This is a genomic window from Actinoplanes sp. NPDC004185, from assembly GCF_053603475.1.
The window spans coordinates 151,024-174,993 of sequence record NZ_JBSGFR010000001.1; the positions used below are offsets into that span (position 1 = coordinate 151,024).

At 70.7% G+C, this 23,970-nt stretch carries 18 protein-coding genes; 13 read left to right on the top strand and 5 right to left on the bottom strand.

The genetic code is table 11. The features are described from left to right. Positions 1-25: 25 nt before the first annotated feature. On the bottom strand, positions 26-976 hold the full coding sequence (locus tag ACWEOZ_RS00700) for a phosphotransferase family protein (protein WP_451908663.1): 951 nt from the start codon (positions 974-976) through the stop codon (positions 26-28). A gap of 103 nt (positions 977-1,079) precedes the next feature. Between ACWEOZ_RS00700 and ACWEOZ_RS00705 the strand changes: the two genes are divergently transcribed. Both ACWEOZ_RS00705 and ACWEOZ_RS00710 read left to right on the top strand, forming a co-directional pair. Beyond that, a complete protein-coding gene (locus ACWEOZ_RS00705) occupies positions 1,080-2,078 on the top strand; it encodes a hypothetical protein (protein ID WP_451908664.1) in 999 nt (332 codons plus the stop codon). A 63-nt stretch (positions 2,079-2,141) separates the two neighbouring features. Then, positions 2,142-3,029, top strand: a complete 888-nt coding sequence (locus tag ACWEOZ_RS00710) for a siderophore-interacting protein (RefSeq protein ID WP_451908665.1) — start codon at positions 2,142-2,144, stop codon at positions 3,027-3,029. Here the strand turns inward: ACWEOZ_RS00710 and ACWEOZ_RS00715 are convergent. Next, on the bottom strand, positions 3,026-3,832 hold the full coding sequence (locus ACWEOZ_RS00715; protein WP_451908666.1) for a PrsW family intramembrane metalloprotease: 807 nt from the start codon (positions 3,830-3,832) through the stop codon (positions 3,026-3,028). The two genes, ACWEOZ_RS00710 and ACWEOZ_RS00715, sit on opposite strands and share 4 nt — an antisense overlap. 237 nt (positions 3,833-4,069) lie before the next feature. On the opposite strand from ACWEOZ_RS00715, the gene ACWEOZ_RS00720 reads away from it, so the two are divergent. From ACWEOZ_RS00720 to ACWEOZ_RS00750, 7 genes are all read left to right on the top strand, one after another. Further along, positions 4,070-6,964, top strand: a complete 2,895-nt coding sequence (locus ACWEOZ_RS00720; RefSeq protein WP_451908667.1) for a LamG domain-containing protein — start codon at positions 4,070-4,072, stop codon at positions 6,962-6,964. A 33-nt stretch (positions 6,965-6,997) separates the two neighbouring features. Next, entirely contained in the window at positions 6,998-13,351 is a 6,354-nt protein-coding gene (locus ACWEOZ_RS00725; RefSeq protein ID WP_451908668.1) for an RHS repeat-associated core domain-containing protein, read from the top strand. Then, on the top strand, positions 13,348-13,905 hold the full coding sequence (locus tag ACWEOZ_RS00730) for a hypothetical protein (RefSeq protein ID WP_451908669.1): 558 nt from the start codon (positions 13,348-13,350) through the stop codon (positions 13,903-13,905). The genes ACWEOZ_RS00725 and ACWEOZ_RS00730 overlap by 4 nt, the downstream gene beginning before the upstream one ends. Positions 13,906-14,021: 116 nt before the next feature. Continuing rightward, positions 14,022-14,579 (top strand): hypothetical protein, encoded by a 558-nt coding sequence (locus ACWEOZ_RS00735; protein ID WP_451908670.1) that lies wholly within the window; start codon positions 14,022-14,024, stop codon positions 14,577-14,579. A gap of 245 nt (positions 14,580-14,824) precedes the next feature. Then, positions 14,825-15,001, top strand: a complete 177-nt coding sequence (locus ACWEOZ_RS00740) for a hypothetical protein (RefSeq protein ID WP_451908671.1) — start codon at positions 14,825-14,827, stop codon at positions 14,999-15,001. A 65-nt stretch (positions 15,002-15,066) separates the two neighbouring features. After that, the gene (locus ACWEOZ_RS00745; protein WP_451908672.1) at positions 15,067-15,606 is read left to right on the top strand and encodes a hypothetical protein; all 540 of its coding nucleotides are present in this window, start codon (positions 15,067-15,069) and stop codon (positions 15,604-15,606) included. Next, positions 15,599-16,204, top strand: a complete 606-nt coding sequence (locus tag ACWEOZ_RS00750; RefSeq protein ID WP_451908673.1) for a hypothetical protein — start codon at positions 15,599-15,601, stop codon at positions 16,202-16,204. The genes ACWEOZ_RS00745 and ACWEOZ_RS00750 overlap by 8 nt, the downstream gene beginning before the upstream one ends. Before the next feature lie 17 nt (positions 16,205-16,221). Here ACWEOZ_RS00750 and ACWEOZ_RS00755 read toward each other — a convergent pair whose 3' ends face one another. The 3 genes from ACWEOZ_RS00755 to ACWEOZ_RS00765 form a co-directional block, all read right to left on the bottom strand. Next, on the bottom strand, positions 16,222-17,505 hold the full coding sequence (locus tag ACWEOZ_RS00755) for a multidrug effflux MFS transporter (RefSeq protein ID WP_451908674.1): 1,284 nt from the start codon (positions 17,503-17,505) through the stop codon (positions 16,222-16,224). 208 nt (positions 17,506-17,713) lie between these two features. Further along, positions 17,714-19,342: a beta-1,3-glucanase family protein gene (locus ACWEOZ_RS00760; protein ID WP_451908675.1), complete on the bottom strand. Its 1,629-nt coding sequence runs from the start codon at positions 19,340-19,342 to the stop codon at positions 17,714-17,716. A 171-nt stretch (positions 19,343-19,513) separates the two neighbouring features. Next, positions 19,514-21,061, bottom strand: coding sequence for a ricin-type beta-trefoil lectin domain protein (locus ACWEOZ_RS00765; RefSeq protein ID WP_451908676.1), 1,548 nt, complete (start codon positions 21,059-21,061; stop codon positions 19,514-19,516). A gap of 319 nt (positions 21,062-21,380) precedes the next feature. On the opposite strand from ACWEOZ_RS00765, the gene ACWEOZ_RS00770 reads away from it, so the two are divergent. The 4 genes from ACWEOZ_RS00770 (at position 21,381) to ACWEOZ_RS00785 (ending at position 23,966) form a co-directional block, all read left to right on the top strand. After that, on the top strand, positions 21,381-21,584 hold the full coding sequence (locus ACWEOZ_RS00770) for a cold-shock protein (protein ID WP_023561244.1): 204 nt from the start codon (positions 21,381-21,383) through the stop codon (positions 21,582-21,584). 97 nt (positions 21,585-21,681) lie between these two features. Next, the gene (locus tag ACWEOZ_RS00775) at positions 21,682-22,416 is read left to right on the top strand and encodes a class I SAM-dependent methyltransferase (RefSeq protein ID WP_451908677.1); all 735 of its coding nucleotides are present in this window, start codon (positions 21,682-21,684) and stop codon (positions 22,414-22,416) included. A 96-nt stretch (positions 22,417-22,512) separates the two neighbouring features. Beyond that, a complete protein-coding gene (locus tag ACWEOZ_RS00780) occupies positions 22,513-23,676 on the top strand; it encodes an N-acetyltransferase (RefSeq protein WP_451908678.1) in 1,164 nt (387 codons plus the stop codon). Continuing rightward, positions 23,673-23,966 carry a UBP-type zinc finger domain-containing protein gene (locus tag ACWEOZ_RS00785; RefSeq protein WP_451908679.1) on the top strand — a complete coding sequence of 98 codons (294 nt, stop codon included), beginning with the start codon at positions 23,673-23,675 and terminating at the stop codon, positions 23,964-23,966. The genes ACWEOZ_RS00780 and ACWEOZ_RS00785 overlap by 4 nt, the downstream gene beginning before the upstream one ends. The last annotated feature ends 4 nt before the right edge of the window (positions 23,967-23,970 follow it).

A 23,970-nucleotide genomic window follows, 5' to 3' on the forward strand; every position in this document is an offset into this window, starting at 1 on the left:
CGAGCCGTTCGGGCTGGCATCTGCGTCACGTCAGGTCGCGCAGCTCTCCTTCGAGCAGCACGGTTAGATAGTCGTGCCGTTCGCTGCCGACCGGGATGCCCCGGCTCGGACCCTCGGCCAGCATCAGCGTGTACAGCAGGACCCGGTACAGCGCGAGCCGGGCCCGGGCGGCGTCGTCGAGCACCAGGCCGCTCGCGGCGGCGTAGCCGCGCAGGAACGGATGCTCCGGCTCGTCCTCGATGCGGTGGAACAGGGCCGGCGACACCAGGTCCAGCAACGGGTCGCCCCAGAGGAAGCGTTCGCCGTCGACGAGCCCGGTCAGCCGGCCGCCGGCGGCCAGCACGTTGCCGTCCCAGAGATCGAAGTGCAGCAACGCCGGCCGGGTGACCTGGGCCAGGTTCGTGTGGTGCCGGGCGGCGAGCGCGTCGATCCCCGGCGGCAGCGGCACCTCCCAGTCGGCGGCGTCGGCGAGCAGGGCGGCGATGATCGCGCCGTACGCCGTCGGCCAGTCGGTGCCGGCCGGGCGGTCGCCGGTGTAGCCGAAGTGCGGGCCGGTGATCCGGTGCAGGCCGGCGATCGCGGAACCGAGCTGCTCGCGTACCCCTGCCGCCGCGGCCGTCCCGGCGGGGTCCGCCGGCTCGCTCAGGCTGCTGCCGGGCAGCATCGTCGTGACGATCCAGTCGTCCGCGACATGCAGCACCTCCGGCACCGGCACCCCGGGCGCGCCGGCTCGGACGGTCCGGAAGTATGCCGCCTCGGCGGGGATGAGGTCACGCTCGTACCGCAGCAGCCGGACGCCGGGCCGGGGGCCGACCTTGACCACCACGTCCCGTCCGTCGGCCAGCCGGGCGCGCCACACGGCCGCGAAACCACCGCCGGACAATTCCTCGGCTTCGCTGACATTCACCCCGAAAACGCCGCTGAGCAGGCCGTCGATCGCGGAAAAGTCGAGATTGCGTTGGGTCGGACTGCGCATGCCGCATTGTGCATCTCTCGTGGTTGGGAAAACCTTGGGGTCCACGAAGGATCGAAGCCCGATCGATGGTGGGTCGGACGCCCGGAAGGGTACACACGCTTGCATGACCGTCAGTGACGAACGGCCGGGGTTGGCGGACCTCGGCCGGGACATCACCTCAGGTGACAACGCCGTTCCCCCGGCAACCCGCCCGGTGCCCCTGGCACCGCCGGTCGGCGTGGACGACCTCCCGCGATACCTGCATGCCCTGCGCCGGCTGGCCGACGCGGACGACCTCGCGGCGGCCCACTCCGGCTGCACGCTCGCGATCGACGTCGCCGGCCGGGACGGCTCGGCGGCGGGCCTGGCCATGGCCTACTCGCAGCGCAGCTCGGTGGCCCGGCGGCTGGGCCGGCTGGCCGACGCCGTCCGCGACGCCGACGCGTCCGCGGGACTGCTCGCGGTCTCGGGCACCGATCCGGCCGGTCCGGCCGGCTCGCTGGTGCTGTCGCGGCGCCTCGCGGTCCTGCTGGACCTCGGCGACATCGCGCTCGCCGACAGCCTGCTGACCGCGGCCGGGCTGGACGGTGACCTGCCCGACGACCCCGAGTTCCTGCTGCTGCGCTACGTCCGCGGCAGGCTGCACACCGCGGCGGAGCGGCCCGGCGAAGGGCTGGCCGACCTGTACAAGTGCGGCGAGCGGCTGGCCGTGCGGCGCTCCGACCACCCCGGCGTGCTGCCGTGGCGCTCGGCGGCCGCGTCCGTCCTGGTCGGACTGGGCGCCCGGGAGGCGGCCGAGCGGCTCGTCGCCGAGGAGGTCGCTCTGACCCGGCGGCACGGGCTCGCCTCGGCGCTGGGCCGCGCGCTGCGGATCCAGGGCCAGGTCCGCCCGGGCACGGCCGGGATGGCCGCCGCCGAGGAGGCGATCCGGGTGCTGCGGGGTACGCCGCGGCGCTTCGAGCTGGCCACGGCCCTGGTCGACCACGGCGCTCTGCTCAACGCGGCACGCCGCCGGCCGCAGGCGCGACGGGTGCTGCGCGACGGGCTCGAGCTGGCCCAGGAATGCGGCTCGCCCGCCCTGGTCGCCCGGGCCCGAGCCCTCTTCGCGGGACGGCACTCCTAGCCCCGCCGGTAGGTAAGGGTAGCCTTAGCTTGCTGGTGACCCCGTACCGATCGGACCGGTCTTTTGACGACGACATCGCATGCCGCCGCGCCGACGCTGCGCCCCGCCGTCGAGCCCTACCGGCCGTTCGCCCTCCGGGTGGCCCGGGCGGTCCGGCTGAGCACCACGTTCCTGCGGGTCACGCTGACCGGTGAGTCCCTGGCCGGGTTCGCCGGGCACGGGCTCGACCAGCGCGTCAATCTGCTCCTGCTGCCCCCGGACGCGGACCACGAGGAGTTCGCCCGCCGCCCGGACTGGCCGGCCGCCTGGCGTTGCGGCCCACCGGCTTCGTGGGCGCCGCTGCGGGTCTACACGGTCCGGGCGTTCCGTCCGGCCGCCCTCGAGGTGGACGTGGACTTCGCGCTGCACGGTGACAGCGGCCCGGCGTCGCGCTGGGCGTCGGCGGCCCGGCCCGGTGACAAGGTGGTGATGATCGGCGCCACGCACGGCCACCCGGTCACGGATGTCGCCTGGCGCCCACCGGCGGGCGCCACCCGGCTGCTGCTGGCTGCCGACGAGACGGCGCTGCCGGCCGCCGCCGCCATCCTGGAGAGCCTGGACCGCCCGGCCACCGCGTTCCTGGAGGTGCCCAGCCGCGACGACTGCCTGCCGATCGGCGGCCCGGCCGCCGTCACCTGGCTGGTCCGCGCGGCCGGGCAGCGGCTGGAGCCGGTGGTCCGGGCCCACCTGGACCTCGCGGCGCCGTGCGGGCCGCCCGCCGCCGTGGACGCCGCCGAGGACGAGGTCTGGGACGTGCCGGAAGTGCCCGCGGGCGCCTTCTACGCCTGGCTGGCGGGCGAGGCGGGCACGGTGGCGGCCCTGCGCCGGCACCTGGTCGGGGAACGGGGCGTGGACCGCGCCTCGGTTGCCTTCATGGGCTACTGGAAACGAGGTCGCGCCCGGCGCACCTAGACGGTCAGGGGCTCGCGGGGCGCCCAGGTGCTGTGCTCCGCGAAGGCCCGGTAGCGGTGCAGGGCCAGGAACAGCCAGCCCAGGCTGATGATCGCCAGGATGACGAAGGCGATGGCGCCGCCGAAGGTGTCCCAGGCGGTGTGCATCGCGACCGCGCCGATGAAGGTGGCGATGAACGCCAGCAGCTTCTTGGCCGACGGGCTGGCCACCAGCGCCCACAGGGCCCCGCAGGTCAGGCCGGTCCAGGCGGTGTGCCCGGCCGGGGCGGTGAGGCCGCGGACGAACAGCGTCTCCTGGACCGCGCCGATGTTGCCCTGTGAGGACAGCAGCGCGTTGAACCCGTAGCCCATCGTCTCCAGCGCGGCGAAACCCATCCCGGACGCCACGCCGATGACCAGACCGTCCGAGGGCAGCCGGCGGCCGTGCCGGGCCAGCAGCGCGAACAGCAGCACGATGGGCACGATCATCTTGGCGGATTCCTCGATGAGCGCGACGAACACCATCGGCAGCGCGCCCAGCCCGCGCAGGGCGTCGTACTCCAGGGTGCCGGCCACGACGACGCCGATCACGCCGCCGAAGAAGGCGGCCACCACCAGCGCTGACGGCGGCACCTGCCAGTGGCCGGTGCGGGCCTGCGCGAAGGTCAGGAACGCGAGCGGCACCACGGTCGCGCCGAGCAGCAGCAGGGACGGGATGAAGTTGGGGTTCTGGGTCCGTACCAGGGTGCGCAGCACGATGACGTACAGGATCAGGCCGATGACCAGCACGCCCAGCCACGCCCACCGCCGCGAGAGATCACGCATGCTGCGATCCTCGCGTACCCGGAGGTCGGTGCGCCAGGCACGGCGCGGTCCCGCGTCCCCCTTCTTTGTTCAAACGTTGACTTAATTCTTCCTTAGTGGTCCGCGTCACATAGACGATCTTCGGGGCAGCGAAGATCACCCGAGGCCAGCTAGCTTCCTGACGCCCGGTCGACGCCGGGCGCTTTCACGGGGAGAAAGTCTGTGCTGGTCAATCGTCGTTCGCTCCTTCCTGCCCTCTTGACGTGGGGCCTGGTTCCGGCCCTCACCGCCGGGCTCACAGTCGCGTGGCAAGCCGAGCCGGTCGCTGCCGCACCGCCGGTCCCGGCCCGCGCCGAGGCGCCGGCCGACCCCGGTCCGTCTCCCGAGGAGGTCGCGACCCGGCAGGCTCGCGACACCGGCCGGCCCGTGGAGGTGGTCGAGCGCCGGGCCGAGGACGAGATGCTCTTCGCCAACCCGGACGGCACCTTCACCGCGGAGATCACCGCGGGACCGCAGCGGGCCCGGCAGGCCGACGGGTCCTGGTCGGCGATCGACACCACCCTCGTACGCCGGCCCGACGGCTCGGTGGGTCCCCGGGCCGCCGCCGTGGATCTGGCGTTCTCCGGTGGTGGCAGCGACCAGCAGCTGATCCGGCTGGCCGACGACGGCAAGGCGGTGGCCATCGGCTGGCCGGGCAAGCTGCCGGCCCCCGTGCTCTCCGGTGACACAGCCACCTATGTGGAGGCTCTGCCGGGTGTCGACGTCAAGGTGAGCGCGTCGGGCACCGGCTACTCGTACGTGATGGTCGTCAAAACGGCCGAGGCCGCGGCCGACTTGGCGCTGGCCCGGCTGAGCCTGCCGGTCGAAGGTCACGGCCTGGCGATGCGCGAGACCGGATCCGGCGGCCTGTCCATGGTGGACGAAAACGGCTCGGCGGTCTTCGAGGGTGACCAGCCGGTGATGTGGGACTCGGCCGCCACCCTGACCGGTGCGGCACCGGCGGCCACGGCCCGGGCGACGGCTGCCGCCGACGTCCCGGCTGTCCCGGCCGACGCCCCGGTCCCCGCTGACGAGTCGGTAGCTCCCAGCGCCGGCGACCGGGTGGCGGACGTCGACCTGGGCGTCGCCGCCGGGACCCTGACCCTGGTGCCGGACGCCGCCCTGCTGGCCGACCCGAAGACGGTGTATCCCGTCTACATCGACCCCGATCAGGGCGTCAAGCGCACCGACTGGATGTACGTCAGCAGCGCCCACCCCGGCACGGAGTACTACAAGTTCAAGGACGACGAGGGCGTCGGCCGGTGCTCGAACTGGGGCGGTTACGTGTGCAGCAGCAGCGCGTACACCAACCGGATGTACTTCAAGTTCACCCCGGTCAAGGCCGACTGGGCCGACCGGGTCGTCAGCAGGGTGAAGTTCACCGCGGTCGAGACCTGGTCCTTCTCCTGCACGGCGAGCTGGGTGAACCTGAACCTCGTCGACGCCGGTCAGGTCGACTCGGGCACGAACTGGAACAACAAGCCGGCCGACGGTGACCTGATGGTCGACCGCAAGGTGGCGTACGGACGGGGCAAGTCGTGTGATCCCGATGCCCCGCCGTCGCCGGTCGAGTTCGCCGACAACAAGGAAGAGACCAACGAGAACCTCACCGCGACGGTGAAGGCGAAGCTCAAGGCCGGGTCTCCGATCGCCTTCTCGCTGAACGCCAAGGACGAGAGCGACGGCAACAGCTGGAAGCGCTTCGAGGGTGACACGGCCGCGCTGTCGGTCACGTTCAACACCCGGCCCGGCAAGCCGTACGGCGAGAAGACCACCAGCCCCACCACCGGTTGCGTCACCGGCGCCGCGCGCCCGTTCGTCCGCGACGCCACGCCCGACCTGCAGGTGACCGCGGTCGACGACGAGACCAGCCAGAACCTCAAGGTCACCTTCGAGGTGCTGGACATCGCCACCGGCAAGACGGCCCACAAGGCCACGGTTGATCCGCAGAAGCAGCAGGGCTCCTTCATCGCCCCGGTTCCCGCGGGCAAGCTCGTGCACGGGCACTCGTACAAGTGGCACGCCCTGAGCAACGACGGCCTCGACGACGCCATCGCCTGGTCGGACTGGTGCGAGCTGTCGATCGACCTGGAGGAGCCGACGGTCGCGCCGGTGGTCACCTCGGACGACTTCCCGAGCGAGGGACGCGGCAAGCCGGTCGGCCAGAGCGGGGTGTTCAGCTTCAGCTCCGGTGCGGTCCAGGACCCGGCCTACGGCAACGACATCGACTACTACAAGTGGTCGCTCACCACCGACGTACCGACCAACACGGTCAACAACGCCGCGCTGGGCGGACCGGGCGTCTCGCCGCCGATCACCCCGACCAGCTTCGGCCCCACCGTGCTCTACGTGCAGAGCTTCGACCGGGCCGGCAACTCCAGCCCGCAGCTGCGTTACGTCTTCCGTCCGGCGCGGGCCTGCGACGACCCGGCGGCGGACACCTGTGCCGCCGGGGTGTGGCTGCTCGACGAGGGGAGCGGTACGACAACGGCCGACGGTTCCGGTAAGGGCCACTCGCTGACCGTCTCCGGAGCGGAGTGGTCCTCCGGCCAGCTCGGCGCGAGCGACAAGGCACTGCGTTTCGACGGTACGGCCGACTTCGCGTCCACCGCGGCGGTCGTGGACACCCGGCAGGGAGTGACCGTGGCCGCCTGGGTGAAGCCGTCGAGCTTCGCGCACAACGGCACGGTGATCAGCCAGGCCGGCACGTACGGCAACGGCTTCGCGCTGGGCTACTCGGCCGGTACGAAGCGCTGGGTCTTCGGACGGCACAAGTCCGACAAGGCCAACCCGGTCGCGAGTGACCTGGTGCAGGTCGCATCCGGGACGATCGAGGCCCCGGAGCTGGACAAGTGGACCTACCTGACCGGCGTCTTCGACCCGGCGGACAACATGCTGCGGATCTTCGTCGACGGCCGGGAACAGGGCGCGGTCAAGTACACCGGCACGATCTGGGACGCCACCGGCAGCCTCCAGCTGGGCCGGGCCCGCGCGAACGACAAGTGGACCGACCTGTTCGCCGGTGACATCGACGACGTCCGGGTCTTCGCCGGTGTCCTCGACCCCGCCGACATCGACGGGCTCTGGTTCGCCAGCCGCCCCCCGGCGGCCTGATCCGCCGTGCCGACTCTCCGGAAGGAAACATCCATGCGCCGCGCCTGTATGGCTGCCGGCCTGGCGGGACTGCTGCTCGCGACCTTCGCGGCGGTACCGGCCCGGGCCGATGACGTCGTCGACGAAGCGGCCCGGGAGGCCCGCCGTCCCAAGACGCAGCAGTCCGTCTCGATCGACGTCGGTGAGGAGGGCATGCAGCCGCCGCTCACCGGCGGCGAGGACAACTCGCCGACGCGGGTGGCGTGGCCCACCCCCGCCGCGGCCACAGTCGCCGTGCCGGCCACGGCGGCTCAGGGCACTGCGACACCCGGCGGCCTGCCGGTCACCGTCGAGGCCCCGGACGAGGCCACCACGCCGGCGCCCAGCGCCGTACGGGTGGAAGTGCTGGACCGGGCGACCGCCGACCGCGCCGGGATCGACGGCCTGTTGCTGTCGGTGTCCCGCTCGGACGGCAGAGCCGCGAGCGCCGAGGTGAACCTCGGCCTCGACTACTCCGCTTTCGCGCGGGCCTACGGCGGGAACTGGGCGAGCCGCCTGCGCCTGGCCAGCGTGCCCGCCTGCGCGCTCACCACCCCGGACGAGCCGCAGTGCCGCACCAGGACGCCCCTGGACACCCACAACGACCTGGAGAACGAACGCGTCGTCGCCGACGTCCCGGCACCGCCGGTGGCGACGGGCGGCACCAGGTCGCGGGTGGCCTCGGCCTCCGCCGCGGCGGCCGGCGCCGGCCTGCTCGCCGTCACGAGTGGCGCCAGCGGTAGCGCCGGCAGTTACGCGGCCACGTCGCTTGCTCCCTCGGGCAGCTGGCAGAACAGCGGCAACACCGGCGGTTTCTCCTGGCAGTACCCGCTGCGGGTGCCGCCGGCACTGGCCGGCCCGTCACCGCAGCTGAGCTTCGGCTACTCCTCGGCGAGCGTGGACGGGCGGGTCGGCTCGACCAACAACCAGCCTTCCGTGGTGGGTGAGGGCTTCGACCTCGCGGTCGGCTACATCGAACGCTCCTACCGCTCCTGCACCGACGACGGCCACGACGAGCGCGGCGAGGAGAAGTACGACCTCTGCTGGCACTCGGACAACGCGACCATGTCGTTCGCCGGCCGCAACGGCGAACTGGTCAAGAAGTCCGCCGACGAGTGGCGGCTCAAGTCGGACGACGGCACGAAGATCACCCGGGAGACCGGCGGCTTCCACGACGGGCACGACAAGCAGTACTGGGTCGTCACCACCACCGACGGCACCCGGTACTACTTCGGCAAGGGCAAGCGCACCGCCGACGACACCGAGAGCACCGAGTCGGCCTGGCAGGTCCCGGTCTACGGCGACGACGCCGGCGAGCCCTGCCACGACGACAAGTTCGCCGACTCGCGCTGCCTGCAGACCTGGCGCTGGAACCTCGACTACGTCGTCGACGCGCACGGCAACACGATGACCTACTACTGGAACACCGAGACCAACCGCTACGGCGCCAACCGTGACGACAAGTCCGTGCAGTACGACCGCGGCGGCTACCTCAAGCGCATCGAGTACGGCGAGCGCTACGGCGACGAGCGGGAGACGAAGGCCCCGGCGCGCGTGCTGTTCTCGGTGGCCGAGCGGTGCAAGGGCGACGACGCCGACTGCGAGCCGGGGGACCTGAAGGAGGGCACCGCCACCCGCTGGCCGGACGTGCCCTTCGACCAGATCTGCACGGATGACGAGAGCTGCGAGGAGCAGTGGTCACCGACGTTCTTCACCCGCAAGCGGCTGAAGTCGGTCACCACCCAGGTCCTCGGCGGCGCCGACTACCGTGATGTCGACACCTGGGAGCTCGCCCAGTCCTACCCGGACCCGGCCGACGCGTCGACCGCCTCGCTGTGGCTGGACTCGATCACCCACACCGGCAAGGCCTCCGGGGCCGACATCACGCTGCCGAAGACGACGTTCACCAAGACCGCGCTGGACAACCGGGTCGACCGGGACGGCGACGACCGGCTGGCGTTCAAGAAGTTCCGGATCACCGGCATCCAGTCCGAGTCCGGCGGCCTCATCTCGGTGAACTACGCCAAGACCGAGTGCACCTGGAAGGATCTGCCGACCCCGGAGACCAACACCCGGCGGTGCTACCCGTCGTTCTGGTCGACCGAGGGACAGATCGGCGAGGACACCGACTGGTTCCACAAGTACGTGGTGGAGTCGATCGTCGAGAACGGCCGTACCGCCAACAGCGCCGCCAAGGTGACGAGCTACCAGTACCTCGGCGGGGCCGCCTGGCACTACGACGACAGCGAGATCACCAAGGCCGACAAGAAGACCTGGGGCCAGTTCCGCGGCTACCAGACCGTACGCACGATCGTGGGCGGCACGGGCACCGCCGACCGGCTGCGGACGGAGGCGACCTTCCTGCGCGGCATGGACGGCGACCGCAAGGGCGAGGACGGCGGCCGCAAGGCCGTGACCGTGACGGCCAGCGACGGCACCGAGGTCACCGACCACGACCGCTACCAGGGCTTCCTGCTGGAACAGCGGACGTTCAACGGCGAGTCCGGCGCGGAGATCTCCGGGCTGGTCAACACGCCGTGGCTGTCGGAGCCGACCGCGAGCGAAGGCGCCGACGACGCCCGGCTGCTGGCCATCAAGAAGGCCACCAGCCGTACCGCTCTGGACGGCGGCAAGGTCCGGCGCACGTCGGTGGAGCACGAGTACGACGGCTACGGCATGCTGCGGTCCTCCGACGACCACGGCGACCTCGACGTCAGCGGGGACGAGTCCTGCACCGAGAACTGGTACAACCGCAACGTCGACAAGCGGCTGCTGACTCTGGTCAGCCGGGTCCGTACGGTCTCGGTGGGCTGCGACGCCACCCCGAGCCTGCCGGCCGACGCGGTCTCCGACGTGCGGACGTCGTACAACGGCAAGGACTTCGACGAGACCCCGGCCAACGGTGACGTCACGCGGACCGAGCAGGCCGAGTCGTACACCGACGGCAAGCCGGACTATCTGACCGTGGCCCGGTCCAGCTACGACAAGTACGGCCGGCTGCGGTACTCCTACGACGCCGCGAACAACCAGACCGAGACCAAGTACGTCCCCGCCGAGGGCGGACCGGTCACCAGCATGACGGTCGTCGACCCGCTGGGCCAGGACACCACCTCGACCGTCGACCCGGCGTTCGGGCTGGTGACCCAGACCGAGGACCCCAACGACCAGCGCACCGCGCTGCGGTACGACGCGCTCGGCCGGCTGGTCAAGGTGTGGCTGGCCGGACGCTCGGTCAGCGACGACGTGCCCGACATCGAGTACGTCTACTCCATCCAGACCGACAAGCCGGTCTCCGTCACCACGAGGAAGCTCACCCCCAACGGTGGTGTCCGGACCTCGTATGCGATCTACGACGGCATGCTGCGGCCCCGGCAGAACCAGGAGCCGTCGCCCAACGTCGGCCGGATCATCACCGACACCCAGTACGACTCGCGTGGCCTGGCCGTGGAGCAGGCAGGCCCGTTCTACAACAAGGAGGCGGCCGGTACGACACTGGCCGACACGTCCTCCGCCGAGGGCAAGCTGCCACTGACCCAGACCGTCTACGACGCCGCCGGCCGGGCCAAGGAGGAGATCTTCAAGGTCGGCCAGACGGAGAAGTGGCGTACCTCGACGTCGTACCACGGTGATCACACCGACGTGACGCCGCCGAAGGGCCAGACCCCCACGACGTCGTACGCGAACGCCCAGGGCCTCACCACCCGCCTGCTGCAGTACCACGGGGCCAAGGCCGAGGGCCCGGCGGACACCACGAAGTACAGCTATGACAAGGCGGACCGGCTCAAGGAGGTCGAGGACGCCGCGGGCAACGTCTGGAAGTACGGCTACGACCTGCTCGGCCGCCAGACCAGCTCCACCGACCCGGATGCCGGTTCCAGCACCATCAAGTACAACAAGCTGGATCAGATCGAGTCGACGACCGACGCCCGCAAGCGCACCCTGGCCTACAAGTACGACAAGCTCGGCCGGCCCGAGCTGCTGGAGGAGGTGCCGGCGGCGCCGGCCACGACCCGGACCAAGCTGGCCGCCTGGACCTACGACACGGCGATCCTGGGCAAGGGCCGGGCGGCGACGGCCACCCGCTACGTCGGCACCAACGCCTACACCTCGACGATCGCCGAGTACGACGTGGCGGGCCGGCCCAAGAGCACCTCGGTCACCATCCCGGCGTCGGAGAACAACCTGGCCGGCACCTACGCGGCCAAGGCCACCTACAACGTCGACGGCAGCCCGGAGACGATCACCAGCCCGGCCGCCGGTGACCTGACCGCCGAGACGATCCGCTACGGCTACAACGCGCGCGGCATGCCGACGTTCATCACCGGCACCTCGGGCTACGTGCGGGACACCACGTACTCGGACTTCGGTGAGGCGCTGCAGTACACCCTGGGCACCAGCACGGCGAGCAAGTACACGTGGCTGACCCAGGCGTACGAGGAAGGCACCCGCCGCCTGCAGAACGCCCGGGTGGACCGCGAGGCGGTGACCGGCACCGACACCAACGCGACGTACGCCTACGACGCGGCCGGCAACATCACCAGCATCGCGGACCAGCCGAGCCAGACCGGGACCAAGGCCGACGTCCAGTGCTTCCAGTACGACTACCTGCGCCGACTCACCGAGGCGTGGTCCCAGGCGACCACCGCGTGCGCGGCTACGCCGGTCGAGTCGGTGCTCGGCGGCGCGGCCCCGTACTGGCAGAGCTTCAAGTACGACGGGGCCGGCAACCGGACCGAGGAGGTCACCCACCGGACGGTCGCCACGGGCACGGACGTCAAGAAGGTCTTCAAGCCGTACGGCAAGGGCGCCCAGCCGGCCCACGCGGTCGACCGCACGGACGTCACCAGCACGACCGCGGGCAAGGCGGTGGCCACGGCCGACACCTACAAGTACGACGCCAGCGGCAACACCGTCGAGCGCAACCTCGCCGGCAAGCCGGGTGAGGCGTACCACTGGGACGCCGAGGGCCGGGTGTCCGAGGTCCTCAAGGCGGGCGTGGTGGTCGCGTCGTTCGTCTACGACGCCAACGGCAACCGCCTGATCCGCCGGGACATCGCCGGCAAGGCGGTGACGCTCTACCTCGGTGGCATGGAACTGAAGCTCGACACGTCGACGGCTGACGTGAAGACCCAGAAGGTGACGGCGACCCGCTACTACACGTACGCCGGCATGGCCGTGGCCGTGCGGACCAAGGCCGCGGTGACCTGGCTGGCCGGTGGCCAGAACGGCACCGCGGAACTGTCGGTCAATGCCGCCGATTCCAAGGTGGTCCAGCGCCGCACGCTGCCGTTCGGTGGCGTCCGCGGCAGCACCGGGACCTGGCCGGGGGAGCGGGGCTTCGTCGGCGGGACCAACGACGCGCTGACCGGGCTGATCCACCTCGGGGCCCGCGAGTACGACCCGGCGACCGGGCGGTTCCTGTCGGTCGACCCGGTGATCGACTTCAGCGATCCGGAGCAGCTGAACGCCTACGCCTACGGCCGGAACAACCCGTTCGCCTTCCCGGACCCGTCCGGCATGTGGTGGGGCTGGAGCAACACCGGTCACCTGGCCCTGGACGTGATCGGGCTGGTGCCGGCCTTCGGCGAGGCCGCCGACCTGGTCAACGGCGTCTGGTACGCGGCCGAGGGCAACTATATGGACTCGGCGCTGTCCTTCGCCTCGGCCATCCCGATCGCCGGATACGGCGCATCGGCGGCCAAGGGCGCGAAGTACGCCGACGAGGCGATCGACGCGGTCGACGTGGCTGTCGACACGGCCAAGACCGCCGACAACGCCACCGACGCGGCCAAGGCCGCGGACAACGTGGTCCCGCCGGCCGCGCCGAAGGCGGCGGAACCGCCGAAGCCCGACCCGCCGGCTGCTCCGAAGAAGGCCCCGGAAGGTGCGAAGGACACGTCACCGGCGAAGGCCGACGGTGGCGGCGGCAACGGTGGCGGCCCCGGCGGTGGCGGCGGCAAGGGCGGCGGCGGCAACGGTGGCGGCGGCAACGGCGGCGGCGGTGGCGGTGGCGGCAAGGGCGGCGGCAAGCCGGACCTGGACGCGATGTCGAAGTCCGGGCAGACCAAGGAGAAGGGCGGCAAGACCTCGGCCGGCCGCGCTTACCAGAAGCACAGCGACCGCGGTGAGGTGCCGAAGGTCCCCGGCAAGGAGCACAACTCGGTCGGGCAGAATCTGCTGGACGACATCCTGACCGACCCGCACTCGGACTTCCAGCCGATCACCTCGAAGACCAATCTCGGCGGCACCCGGGTCATCAGCAATAAGATCATGTCTTTCGTCGACGACAATGGTGCGGTTCAGGAACGATTCATCGGAGTCGTGTTCAGCAGTTCCGGCCGAGTGGAGTATTTCGGGATGTTCCTATGATCCGCGACGGAGAGGTCAGAGGGCTTTCGGCCCAGGCGTTGCGGAGCCTGGTCGGTGGCCGCATCGAGCGGCTCTCGCTCTGGCTCCCCGAGGATGCCGACCAGGAGCTGTCCGGCGACGCGCCGGCCGGGGTCGTGGACGTCGATCACGGCGTCGTGGTCTCGACCACGGCGGGTGAGCTGGCGCTGGCCTGGCGGATCGACGGCTACTACGAGTACCTCAGTGCCGTCGGTGATCCCGCCGCCAGCCCGGCCGCCCGGGTGGACCGGCTGGTCGACGTGTCCGACAGCCGGGCCTGGCGGGGGCTGATCGGGGCGACCGTCACGGGTGTGGGCACGGCCACGGCTGAGGCCGAGGACGGCAGCAGGCAGCTGTGGTCGGTCCGGCTGGCGACCGATTCCGGGCCCAGTCTGACGGTCGCGCTCGGTGAGACCGAGGACGGCGCGGTCGAGTATCGGCCCAGCAACCTCGTCGCCGTTCTCGACCGCCGGGTCGCCGAGGCCTATGCCGCCGAGCCCGGTGGCCAGAGCGCCTGGGGCACCGACTTCGGCTGACTGTCCGCATGTCCGCCGACGCGGGAGCCATCGCGGCGTGCTGCTCCGATGGCTCCTGGCGTCCGGCGTCCGGGGGGGGTCACCTGCTTTGATCGTTTGCCCGGGGGAAAGTCGTGATGCGCAGACGCGGCGACCTTCTCCACCGGGTTGAGCAGGCGTTGCTCGGTTCGGCGATTGAGCGGGTCACCTACGAGCAACTCCGCTGGGGCGGCCTGACCGGCATGCCGGAGGGGCCGGTGCACGAGGTCGATTCGACCATCCGCTTGGACCTCGCCGGCACCTCGGTGTTGTTGACCTGGGATCAGGTGGGTCGCAGCGAGTGCCTCGCCGTGGAGGTGACGCCGCACAGTGGTGGCGCCGATGATGTGTCCAGCAGCGACACGGTCACGGTCGACGTGACGCGAACGGATCAATGGGCCGGTCTGACCGGGAGAGAGATTCAAACGGTGGCCTTCGGTTGGCAGCGGGGTCACGCCGCCGAACCGGACGACTTGTGGACCCTGCGACTCGCCGTCGCTGGTGGCGGGCACGTGGTCTGCTGCCTGGGTGAACTGGACCAATCGGAGCGACCGACCTACAGTGCGGACGCCCTGCTGGTGATCTTCGATGACTCGACGGCCCGCGACTACGTCACCGCGGGAAGTGTGGGCAGTGCCTGGGCCGATCTTCCTTGATGCCGGGTCGACCGGATCCGGAATCGGGCCGTCTGCATACGAAGGGCGGGCTGATGACCCAGATGCGCTGCTTCACCCCCGCGGAGCTCGAGGTTCTGGGGCGGAAGCGGAATTTCCTCAGGGATCAGTCCGAGTCGCCTTGTCCCGCGTGCGGAAAGGTGGCCATTCGCACGTACCTGAGGAACACGAAGCACGCCGGTCGGCCGGCGGTGATCAGCTACACGTGGTGCGCGGCCTGTCGCAGGATGGCCGGCTCCACCGGCGCTCTGCCGCGTGGTCTCCTCATCGCTGATCCCTGGCAGACGCTGGACCCGGCAGCGTGGCAGGAATTCGACACGAGCCTGCCCCGGCTCTTCGGTAGGCTCGACCGGCTGTGGGACAGCGGTGTGCTGCCACAGAGTCTCAGCTGGACGCAGCGGTGAAGCGCTCGCGGTAGCACGGCCTTCCGGTGACCTGTCGAGCGTCGGCCCAGTGGAGGTCTCTTACTTTGATCATCTGTCTCGGCGACGCCACGGCGATTGTGCGCGCATGGGCCGACGCCACCGTTGCTGAGGTGTCCGGGCCGGCCGGCATGACGATGCTGGGTGGTCCGGCTTCCGGCGACGGCTCCTTCTTCACGGTGCGGATCGACCGGGTCACAGAGCCCAGGACCACCGTCGGCCTCGGGCTCTGGGGAGCCCGGCCGTCCAGTGCGCCGACCCTGCTGGGCCGCACGTGGGCCGGCGCGGTCTGGATCGGCGCGGACCTGGCGGCCTATGCCGTGGACCTGCGTTCCGGCCGGGTGACGGCAAGCAATTTCGAGTCGCCGTTCATGGAATTCTTCGTCTCGCAAAAGCTGGACGTGCTCGCGGTTGTCCATGAATCGGGAATGCGCTGTTTCAACAATGACGGTTCCGAACGGTGGAGGACCGACACCGATCTCATCGAGGATCTGCGGTGGACCGAAGAGGCAGTGACCGTCGAACAGTCGGGCCGACCCCCGATGGTCATTTCCCTGGCGGACGGCAGTGGAGTCACGGATGAGTGACTCGAAGGAGCAGGTTCTGCGAGCTGTGGTCGGCGGCCGCATCGAGCGGATCCGGCTCTGGTTGCCCGCCGACGCCGACGCCGACGCCGACGGGTCCGGCGCTGATGGGTCCGACGGATCCGGCGCCGACCGGTCCGGCGACGAGCTCGCCGGCGTTGATCATGGCGTCGTGGACGTTGATCACGGCGTCGTGGTTTCGACCACGGCGGGTGAGCTGGCGCTGGCCTGGCGGATCGACGGCTACCGCGAATATCTCAGCGTCGTCGGTGATCCCGCCGCCAGCCCGGCTGCCCGAGTTGAGCGGCTGGTCGACGTGTCCGGCCGCCGCCCCCGGCGCGGGCTGATCGGCGCGACCGTCACGGGCGTGGGCGCAGCCACGGCTGAGGCTGAGGACGGCAGCACGCTGCTGTGGTCGGTCCGGCTGGAGACCGGCACCGGGCCCAGCCTGACCGTCGCGCTGGGCGAGGTGGTCAATGGCGCGGTGGAGTACCGGCCCAGCAACCTCGTTGCCGTTTTCCGCCGCCGGACAGCCGAGGGTTACGCCGTTGAGCCCGGCGGCGAGGCCGCTTGGGGAAGCGACCTCGCCGACCTCCGCTGACTGCGGCGGTGGGCCGGTCAGTGAGCGGTGGCGAGCGCCGGGTCGGCGTCCTCGACCGGGAGCTGCCATGGGCGCACGACCAGCAGCAGCACCACGTTGGCGGCGAGCATGCCGCCGGCGATCACCAGGGCCATGCTGACCGCGCCGGTGCCGAGGACTCCGACCAGCGGAGCGGCCAGCGCGCCCACGCCGAACTGGACCGCGCCGAGCAGGGCCGCCGCTGTGCCCGCGGCCTCGCCGTGGCGGGACAGGGCCAGCGCCGGGGCGTTCGGCAGGGCCAGGCCGGCTGCGGCCAGGACCAGCCACAGCGGGACCAGCACGCCGACCAGGCCGCCGAAGCCGGTGGCCGCGAAGAGCAGCAGGACCAGTCCGGCGAGCGCGCCGCCGGCCAGGGAGCTGATCAGGATCTGCGACGGGGTCCAGCGGCGCAGCAGCCGGACGTTGAGCTGGGTGGCGGTGATCAGGCCGACCGCGCCCGCGCCGAAGACGTAGCCGAACTCCTGCTCGTTCAGGCCGTACTGCTCCTGGAAGACGAACGAGGAGCCGGAGACGTACGCGAACAGCGCCGCCATCGCCAGCCCGGCCACCAGGATCAGCCCCAGGTAGGCCCGGTCACCGAACAGCCGGCCGTAGTCACGCAGGGTGCCGACCACGCCACCGTTGCGACGTCGCTCGGCGGGCAGCGTCTCGGGCAGCGCCAGCGCGGTCACCGTGAGCATCGCGATGCCGAACAGGGCCAGCACCACGAAGACGCCCCGCCAGGACGTCCAGTTCAGGGTGATGCCGCCCAGCGTCGGGGCCAGGATCGGCGCGGCGCCCATGACCAGCATCAGGCGGGAGAGCAGCTTGGCGGCGGCCAGACCGGTGAACAGGTCACGCACGATCGCCATGGCGACGACCGCGGCCGCCGCGGCGCCCAGGCCCTGCAGGACCCGCAGCGTGCCGAGCAGCGCCAGGTTGGGCGCGATGACGCAGAGGACCGACGCCAGGATGTGCACGGCGACGCCGGCCAGCAGCGGCGCGCGGCGCCCGACGGCGTCGGAGACCGGGCCGATCAGCAGCTGGCCCAGGGCCAGGCCGGCCAGGGTGCCGGTGAGGGTCAGCTGGACCGCGGCGGTGGTGGTCTGCAGGTCGTCGGTGATCGTCGGCAGCGACGGCAGATACATGTCGATGGTGAGCGGGCCGAGGGCGATGAGGAAGCCGAGCACCAGCACGAGCTGCAGCCGCTCGCGCGGGGTCATGAGCTCCCCGGGCGTCTGCGCCGTCGGCGGTGCTGCGAGGCGTTCGGGCGCCTGGGTCATGAAAGTGGATCCCATCTCGTCGTCCGGTCGGTCGCTGTCCAGCGTCCGACACAGGTATGACAAGTTCGGGTCTCCGGCGGTGATTCCCCGGGCAGCAATTTGGTGCCGCCCGTCACAGTCAAAACAAATTGCCGAAAAAGCCCGGCGGGCCTCCCGAAGAAATGGTAATTCGGTTGACACGCCGGGCCCGGTGCCGACTGTCGGAGGATCAGAACGGGGTCAGCACGATGCCGGCCTGCCGCGGGTCGCCGTCGTGCACCAGCGACTCCTGGTTCTGCACGTCGTCGAAGGCGAAGCCGTACGCCTTACCGTCCACCATCTGCTCGTGGATGATCCGCGAGTAGTGGTTGGTCAGCGTGCCCTTGTAGAAGTCCGCCGCGGTCCCGCTGGGCTGGGTGTCCAGCGTGCCGAGCGTGCTGCGGTGCAGCGCCGCGCACAGCGTCCGGGCGATCGGCCCGACGACCTGGTCGTTCGGCGCGCCCAGGGCCCCGTCGCAGCCCCACACGTTGGCCGTCGAGGGCTTGGTGAAGGAGGCCACCGTCCGGCCGGTGGTGTCGGTGAAGTTCATGACGTTGCCGGAGGTGCGGCCGAGGAACTTGGTGTCCGGGCGGTCGCCGAACGGCACCACGGTCAGCGTGCGGCCGGCGTACGCGTTCCACGCCGACGTGATGTACGGGTCCAGATACGTCGCACTGAACTGTCCGCCGTCAGCCGCCTTGCCCGGGGCGAGCACGCGCAGCACCGTACCGTCGGCCCGGGTGTAGACGGTCTTCTCGAAGCCCGGCTGGGCCTTGATCCGGTCGATGACCCGCTGCCGCCCGCCGGCCTTGAGCTCGCCGGTCTTGCTGGTCATCCCGTTGCCGCCCTGCACCGAGACGATGTGCGGCACGGCGAACATGTCCACCTGTGAGCTGTTGAGCCACAGGCCGGAGTCGTTGAGCGTGAACTCGCTCCAGTCGAACAGGGTGTCCTTGTTCGGGTCGGCGCCGGCCCACGGCGCGGGCTGGACCAGGCCGTCGGTGCTGAGCCGGAAGTCGAGCTTCTTGCCGAAGGACATGTAGAGCCGGCCGGAGAGGTTCTTCGGCATCTTGATGGTGGTGCTGGCGCCGTTGGCCGGTCCGGGGATCGACACGTCGGGGGCCGGCACCGGGGTGGGCTGGCCGCCGGTCCAGTTGGTGAACGCGCCGGCGCCGTTGACGTAGCCCAGCTTGCCGGTGCTCAGGTTGACGCCGAGCAGGTAGAGGTAGACGGCGTCGGAGCGGCCGGTGTTGTTGGTGACGGTGACCGGCAGCAGGTTCGAGGCCGGCGGCGGTGACGGGTTGCCGGCCGGGGCCGTGGTGGGCGCCGTGGTCGGCGGCCGGGTGGCCGGTGCGGTCGCCGGCGGCCGCGTGGTGGGCGCCACCGTGGGGTTGTTCGTGGTCGGCGCGACCGTGGGGGCGGTCGGGCCGCCACCGCAGGGCTGGCCGTTGAGCAGGCAGTTCAGGGGCGTGCCGCCCGCGCCGACCATGCCGAAGGAGACCTTGGCGCCGGCCGCGACAGTGCCGTTCCAGGCCCGGTTGGTGAAGGTCCGGTGACTGCCGGCGGCGACCATCTCGGCGTCCCAGAAGCTGCCGATCGTGGCGCCGGCGGGCAGATCGAACTCGACCTTCCAGGAGGTCATCGCCGACGAGCCGCCGTTCGTGATGGTGACGTCGCCCTGCCAGCCGGAGCCCCAGTCGGACGTCTTGGTGAAGGCCGCGGTCGCCGCGGCGGCGGACGCCGGCAGGGCGATCCAGGTCGTCCCCGCGGCCGCGAGCACGGCGGCCACGGAGAGGATGAGTGTTCGTTTGCGGCTCATGGGGGGACTGCCTCCGGAGGGGGATGTGCGGGGATGCGCCTAATTATTAGGACTCCTAACTGCGGATCCGTTAATTAAGACAGTCATTAAAGTTTTTCTAACAGAAGCCGCACACAAAGAGTCGCCCGCCGATCGCGGACAGCGCGATCGGCGGGCGATAACAGTTATTCGCTATGCGCGACGCCACTTCTGGTTGGCGCCGCCGGTGCAGTCCCAGAGGATGAGCCGGGCCCCGTCGTTGGCGTTCCAGGCGTCGATGTCGACGCACTTGTTGGCCTGCGGGTTGACCAGGTCGCCGGCTGCTGACAGGACGAACTGCTGCGCCGGGTTGCCGCTGCAGGTGACGATCTGGATCACCGCCCCGTTGGCCGTCGACCCCCAGGCGACGTCCATGCACTTGTTGTTGGAGGTCTGCAGCGTGCCGTTGACGAAGTTCCACTTCTGCGCGGCGGTGTTGTTGCAGGTCCACATCTGCAGGCCCACGCCGTCGGCGAAGTTGGCATTGGGCACGTCGATGCACTTGCTGTTCAGGTTGCTGATCAGCGAGCTGCCCCCGCTGCCACCACCGCTCGTGGTCAGCGACAGGCCGTAGACGCCGAGGATCTCGTTGACCGGCTGGAACCACATGGTGCCGCCGGACGAGCAGTTACCGCTGCCGCCGGAGGTCACACCCTGGGCCTGGTTGCCGGAGATCCACGAGCCGCCGGAGTCGCCCGGCTCGGCGCAGGCGTTGCTGCGGGACAGGCCGGACACAGCGCCCTGGGAGTAGACGATGGTCTCGTCGCGGCCCAGGATCGTGCCGCAGCGCCAGCCGGTGGTGCGGCCCGAGCGGCAGACCGAGCTGCCGATCGCGGCGTCCTGCGAGCCGGCCACCAGCACGTTGCCACCGGCGTAGTTGTTGACCCACGGCTGCGGGGTCCAGTTGCCGTTGGTCCGGACCCAGGCGTAGTCGTTGCCGGGGAAGGACGAGCCGGCGAAGGTGCCCTGCGCGACGTTGTTGTTGCCCAGGGTCGGGCTGTTCACCCCGCCGCAGTGCCCGGCGGTGACGAACCCGCCGGCGACCGAGAAGCCCACGGAGCACAGCGTGTTGCCGTTGATCACGTACTGATCGCCGCCGCGGATGTCGTACATCGGCTTGGGCGCCTCGGCCGACTCGACCACGGTGACCGCACCGGCGCCGCTGCTCTCGGCGAAGGCGCGGGCGGCGGCCGCCTTGCCGGGTGCCGCGGTCACCACGACCTTGTTGGCGGCGACGTCGACGTACCAGCCGCGTACCACGGTGTTCTTGATCTTTGCCGCGTTCTTGTCGAGCTTGCGGCGGGAAGCGGTCAGGTCGGCGTCGCTGTGGGCGACGACCTTCGGGGTCGCGCCGGCCGCGCGGACCGAGTCCGCGGCCGCGGCATCGGTGACCGCCACGGTCAGCCGGGAGCCGCCCGCGGGAATCCACGCGCCACCGAAGCTCGCGCCGAGCCGGGTGCGCAGCTGCTTCTCGACCACCGGGGCGGCGGCCTCGGTGGCGAGCCGGGCCGCGATCTGGTCGTCGGTCAGCCGCAGATCGCGGCGCATGGCGGCGACCATGCCCGGGGCCATGTCGAATCGGGCGGCCGCGGTGGGTGCGGCCGGCGCCGGTGTGTCGGCGGCGAAGCCGGCGGCCGGTAACAGGCCCACGACGGTGAGCGCCGCGGTGGCGACGCCCAGGGAACGGACAGCACGGGACATGGGGGATCCTTCCGCTGAGCTGGGGGAACGCCGGGGAACGGAGAGCGCTCTCTGAATCGGAGTCTGTCGATTTGTTAACGAAGTGTCAAGAAACTTCGATGATCGTTGTCCATCGATGTCATGACGTCGCACGACGCCGCCGGCCGGCAGAACGTGCTAACTTGGTCGAGTTGCCGTTCCGATTTCTCATATTTGCCAGAGCCTGGTGGGTATCCGAACCCACTGGGCTTTTGTCGTAATGGGTCCGGTTTCCGGTTCTCTGCGGGCGGCGACGGAGCTCGCGAGGTGTGAGCTCCCTGTGGTCTTGAAAGGGTTCAGCATGGCTGTCGGCACAGTGAAGTGGTTCAACGCGGACAAGGGCTTCGGCTTCATCACCCAGGACGGCGGTGCGCCGGACGTGTTCGCCCACTTCTCCGCCATCGCCTCTGACGGGTACCGCACCCTCGAGGAGAACCAGCGGGTCGAGTTCGACATCGAGCAGGGCCAGAAGGGCCTGCAGGCGGCGAACATCCGTCCCATCTGACGAACGTCGGCGAGGGCCGTTCCTTCCGCATCGCAGCGGAGGGTACGGCCCTCGGTCGTTTTCCCCCCGGCTCGACTCCTGCTATGAAACGAGTTCTGTGAAGACGTACTCCGGAGCCCCTTACGCGGCCGCGACCCACAGCGCCCTCCAGCGGCGACTGCTGCGCAACGCCTCATTCCCGCCGCGCACGGTGCAGCAGGACGCCCTCAAGATGGGCCCTGTGCCGATGGTCCCGGAGGTCCACCTCTTCCTCGCCGAGGACTCCGTGCTGCTCTGGGCCCGGCTCGAGGCCGAGGACGGCGGCCCGCTGCCCGCGCCGTACTGGGCCACCCCGTGGCCGGGCGGTCAGGCCCTGGCCCGGTACGTCCTGGACAACCCGGAGGTCGTCGCCGGCCGCCGCGTTCTCGACCTCGCGTCCGGCTCCGGCCTGGTCGCCATCGCCGCCGCGCTGGCCGGCGCCGCCGAGGTGACCGCCAACGACACGGACGGTTACGCCATCGCCGCGATCCAGGCGAACGCGAACGCCAACGGCGTGCAGATCGCCACCGTGGCCGAGGACATGACCGACGGTGACGGCGCGGACTTCGAGGTGATCCTGGCCGGGGACTGCCTCTACACCGCCGAGGTAGCCGCCGTGATGCTGCCCTTCATCGGCCGCGCGATGCAGCGGGGCGTGACCGTGCTGCTCGGCGACCCCGGCCGGGGTTACGCGCCGCCCGGGCTGCTGCGCACCCTCACCACGTACGAGTCGGCCCCCCTGGTCTCCGGCGAGGACGGCCAGCGTGACCGCACCAGCGTGCTCACCCCGGTGGCTGTGGCACTCACCAGCTGACGGTCCTCGCGGTTTCCCGGTCGGACGTGCAAGGCTGAACGCTGACACGCGTGCGACCGGGGGTTGCTGGATGATCGTGGGGTACAAGTCGTGGGCATGATCAAGGTGGTCGGGCTCGTCCTGCACCCGCGGCGGGACTGCGGTGCCGCCATCGACGCCATCGTCAGATGGGCCACGTCGCGGGATGTCACTGTGCTCGGCCTGCACGACGAGATCAACCGGATCGACTGCGACGCCGTCGCGGTCGACGCCGAGGAGATGGTCGAGCGCGCCGGACTGCTGGTCAGCCTGGGTGGCGACGGCACCATGCTGCGCACCATGCGCCTGGTCGAGGGGCGCAAGACGCCCGTCCTCGGGGTCAACGTGGGCCGGCTGGGCTTCCTCGCCGAGGTCGATCTGCCGGACCTGCCGGGTGCCCTGTCCTCGATCGACGAGCACCGGTTCACCATCGAGCCCCGTACGGCCGTGCGCACCGTCCTGCCGGGCGGCGAGGAAGTCTCCGCTTTCAACGACATCGCGCTGGTCCGGGTGCCCGGCGACGGCCTGGCCCACGTCGGCATCAACGTCGAGGGCAGCAACTTCGTCCGGTACGCGGCCGACGCCGTGATCGTCGCCACACCGACCGGCTCGACGGCGTACAGCTTCTCGGCCGGCGGCCCGATCGTCTCGCCCAACGTCGAGGGACTGCTGGTCTCCGCGGCCGCCGCGCACTCCTCGTTCAACCGCTCGCTGGTGCTCTCCCCGGACGAGCAGCTGGAGCTGGACGTGCTGGCGACCAGCGGCCGGCTGGCCATCGAGGTCGACGGCATCATCCAGGGCTACGCCGAGGCCGGCCAGCAGCTCGCCATCGTCCCGGTGCCCGGCGCCGCCCAGGTCATCCGCTTCGGCCAGACCTCGTTCTACGAGCGGGCCCGGCGCAAGCTGCGGGTCGAGGGCAGCGCCCAGGTGGGCTCCGGTGACGCCACGGACGCGACCGTCGTGGACAGCTTCGAGCAGTCCCGCTACGAGATCCTGCTCGGTGGGGAGCTCGCCGGTGTCCTGCACTACCGCCGCCACAGCGGGCAGGTCGAGCTGGCGCACACCGAGATCGACCAGGCCTTCGAGGGCCGCGGGCTGGCCGGCCGGCTGGCCTCGGCCGCGCTCGAGGACGCCCGTGGCCGGTCCACGCCGGTCGTGGTGACCTGTCCCTTCGTCGCCGGTTACCTCGACCGGCACCCGGAGTACAAAGAATTGCTCGCCGCGGAAGGAAACCCCGGATGACCAAGCCCGTCTGTACCCACCTCGACCAGGTCCAGGACGTCAAGCCGTCCGGCGACGGCTGCGTGGAGTGTCTCGCCGAAGGTGGCCGCTGGGTGCACCTGCGGGTCTGCATGACCTGCGGGCACGTCGGCTGCTGCGACTCGTCACCCGGCAAGCACGCCACCGCCCACTTCCACGCCACCGGCAACCCGATCGTGCAGTCGTACGAGCCGGGTGAGGACTGGTGGTGGTGCTACCAGGACAACGTGGCCTTCGAGGTCGCGGACGCCCCCTCGTTCACGCATCCCTGAGGAC